At 51.0% G+C, this 2,841-nt stretch carries 2 tRNA genes and 2 rRNA genes (1 of these 4 running past the window's edge); all 4 read right to left on the reverse strand.

Annotation, left to right across the window (positions count from 1 at the left end):
- Window positions 1-719, reverse strand: a 23S ribosomal RNA gene (locus JCM12296_RS32225); it reaches 2,263 nt to the left of the window's first position.
- Between the two features lie 90 nt (window positions 720-809).
- A tRNA-Ala gene (locus JCM12296_RS32230) sits at window positions 810-885 on the reverse strand.
- A gap of 19 nt (window positions 886-904) precedes the next feature.
- Window positions 905-982, reverse strand: a tRNA-Ile gene (locus tag JCM12296_RS32235).
- Window positions 983-1,111: 129 nt separating this feature from the next.
- Window positions 1,112-2,674, reverse strand: a 16S ribosomal RNA gene (locus JCM12296_RS32240).
- The 16S and 23S rRNA genes sit together here with 2 tRNA genes alongside, the layout of an rRNA operon.
- Between the last annotated feature and the right edge of the window lie 167 nt (window positions 2,675-2,841).

Below are 2,841 nucleotides of genomic sequence, written 5' to 3' on the forward strand. Positions count from 1 at the left end.
TCAATCGCCCAGTTAAGACTCGCTTTCGCTACGGCTACACCTGTCGGCTTAACCTTGCTACGTAAAGTAACTCGCTGACTCATTATGCAAAAGGCACGCAGTCACACGGAAAATCGCCGAAGCGAATTTCATCGTGCTCCCACTGCTTGTAGGCAAACGGTTTCAGGTACTATTTCACTCCCCTCACCGGGGTACTTTTCACCTTTCCCTCACGGTACTGGTTCACTATCGGTCGTCAAGTAGTATTTAGCCTTAGGAGATGGTCCTCCTAGATTCCCACAGGGTTCCTCGTGTCCCGTGGTACTCAGGTGCCGTCTGTGCCACTTTCGATTTTAGATACGGGGCTATCACCCTCTATGGCCAGGTTTTCCAACCTGCTCTCCTATCTAATCATGGATCACGTGATGACGGTCCTACAACCCCACCCGCCCCGAAGGGTTGATGGTTTGGGCTGGTTCCCGTTCGCTCGCCGCTACTTAGGAAATCACTATTGTTTTCTCTTCCTAGGGTTACTAAGATGTTTCAGTTCACCCCGTTAGCCTCAACAGCCTATGGATTCAGCTGAAGATGTCGCGACACTACCCGCGACAGGTTTCCCCATTCAGAAATCTCCGGATCAAAACTTGTTTAGCAGCTCCCCGAAGCTTATCGCAGCTTTCCACGTCTTTCATCGCCTCTTGACGCCAAGGCATCCACCGTTTGCCCTTAATAGCTTGGCCACAAAATATCTGACACAAATATTAAGAACTCAATTATTGTCGACATCCAAATTGTCAAAGAACAAAAAAAACCGCGATGCAGTGCTTCTCTGGTGGAGGTGAACGGGTTCGAACCGATGACCTCCTGCGTGCAAGGCAGGCGCTCTCCCAGCTGAGCTACACCCCCGAAAAACGGCCCCCGAAAATGGTGGGCCTGGATGGATTTGAACCATCGACCTCACGCTTATCAGGCGTGCGCTCTAACCGAACTGAGCTACAGGCCCTCACACAATCCGTCGAGCCTATCTGCATACGTGGTAAATTAAAAGAGCACTTCTTGATCTCTCAAAACTAAATAGTGACCGGTCAAAGTCGGATCTTATGAATCTTTCTAAAAGATTGGTCATCCTTAGAAAGGAGGTGATCCAGCCGCTGGTTCCCCAACGGCTACCTTGTTACGACTTCACCCTAATTATCAGCCATACCTTAGGCGCCTGCATCCCCGAAGGGTTAGCCCGACGACTTCTGGTACAACCAACTCTCATGGTGTGACGGGCGGTGTGTACAAGGCCCGGGAACGTATTCACCGCGGCATGCTGATCCGCGATTACTAGCGATTCCAGCTTCATGGAGTCGAGTTGCAGACTCCAATCCGAACTTGGGACGGCTTTTTGGGATTGGCTTACCCTCGCGGGTTCGCGACCCTTTGTACCGCCCATTGTAGCACGTGTGTAGCCCTGGACATAAAGGCCATGAGGACTTGACGTCATCCCCACCTTCCTCCCCGTTGACCGGGGCAGTATCTTTAGAGTCCCCAACTAAATGATGGTAACTAAAGACAAGGGTTGCGCTCGTTGCGGGACTTAACCCAACATCTCACGACACGAGCTGACGACAGCCATGCAGCACCTGTCTCCGGGCTCCCCGAAGGGCACTCCAGTCTTTCGATAGGATTCCCGGGATGTCAAATCCAGGTAAGGTTCTTCGCGTTGCGTCGAATTAAACCACATGCTCCACCGCTTGTGCGGGCCCCCGTCAATTCCTTTGAGTTTTAATCTTGCGACCGTACTCCCCAGGCGGATCACTTAATGCGTTAACTGCGGCACAGCAGGGGTCAATACCCGCTACACCTAGTGATCAACGTTTACTGCGTGGACTACCAGGGTATCTAATCCTGTTTGCTACCCACGCCTTCGCACCTCAGCGTCAGTATTGGTCCAGGAAGTCGCCTTCGCCACCGGTGTTCCTCCTGATATCTACGAATTTCACCTCTACACCAGGAATTCCACTTCCCTCTCCCATACTCAAGCCTGACAGTATCAAATGCACTTCCGAGGTTAAGCCCCGGGCTTTCACATCTGACTTACCAGGCCGCCTACGTGCTCTTTACGCCCAATGATTCCGAATAACGCTTGCACCCCCCGTATTACCGCGGCTGCTGGCACGGAGTTAGCCGGTGCTTCCTTCAGTGGTACCGTCAGTATATAATGGTATTAACATTATATAGGTTCTTCCCACTTGACAGAGCTTTACGACCCGAAGGCCTTCATCACTCACGCGGCGTTGCTGCGTCAGGCTTTCGCCCATTGCGCAAAATTCCTCACTGCTGCCTCCCGTAGGAGTCTGGACCGTGTGTCAGTTCCAGTGTGGCTGATCATCCTCTCAGACCAGCTAACCATCGTCGCCTTGGTAGGCCATTACCCCACCAACAAGCTAATGGTACGCGGGCCCATCTTCAAACAGTAGCTTTCATGAAGAGGCCACCCTTGATCGAATGCTCCGAGGATCATTCGATATCATTCGGTATTAGCGTCGCTTTCGCAACGTTATCCCCAATTCGAAGGTAGGTTACCCACGCGTTACTCACCCGTGCGCCACTTTACTTACCCTAGCAAGCTAGAGTGTTCTCGTACGACTTGCATGTGTTAAGCACGCCGCCAGCGTTCATTCTGAGCCAGGATCAAACTCTCCAATTAAACTTATAAACGTCATTAAGACGTTATTCGCGTAACTTAAGAATTAAAGAGACCCAACTCTTAAAACCTGTCACTATTTAGTTTTCAAAGATCAAAAAAATCCGCTTTTCCGTCGGCTTTCGCCATCCGACGAAAAGCTTAAATATACCATCTTGCATCTCTCTGTC

It is taken from the genome of Desulfosarcina cetonica JCM 12296 (assembly GCF_001311845.1).
Taxonomy (GTDB): Bacteria; Desulfobacterota; Desulfobacteria; order Desulfobacterales; family Desulfosarcinaceae; genus Desulfosarcina; species Desulfosarcina cetonica.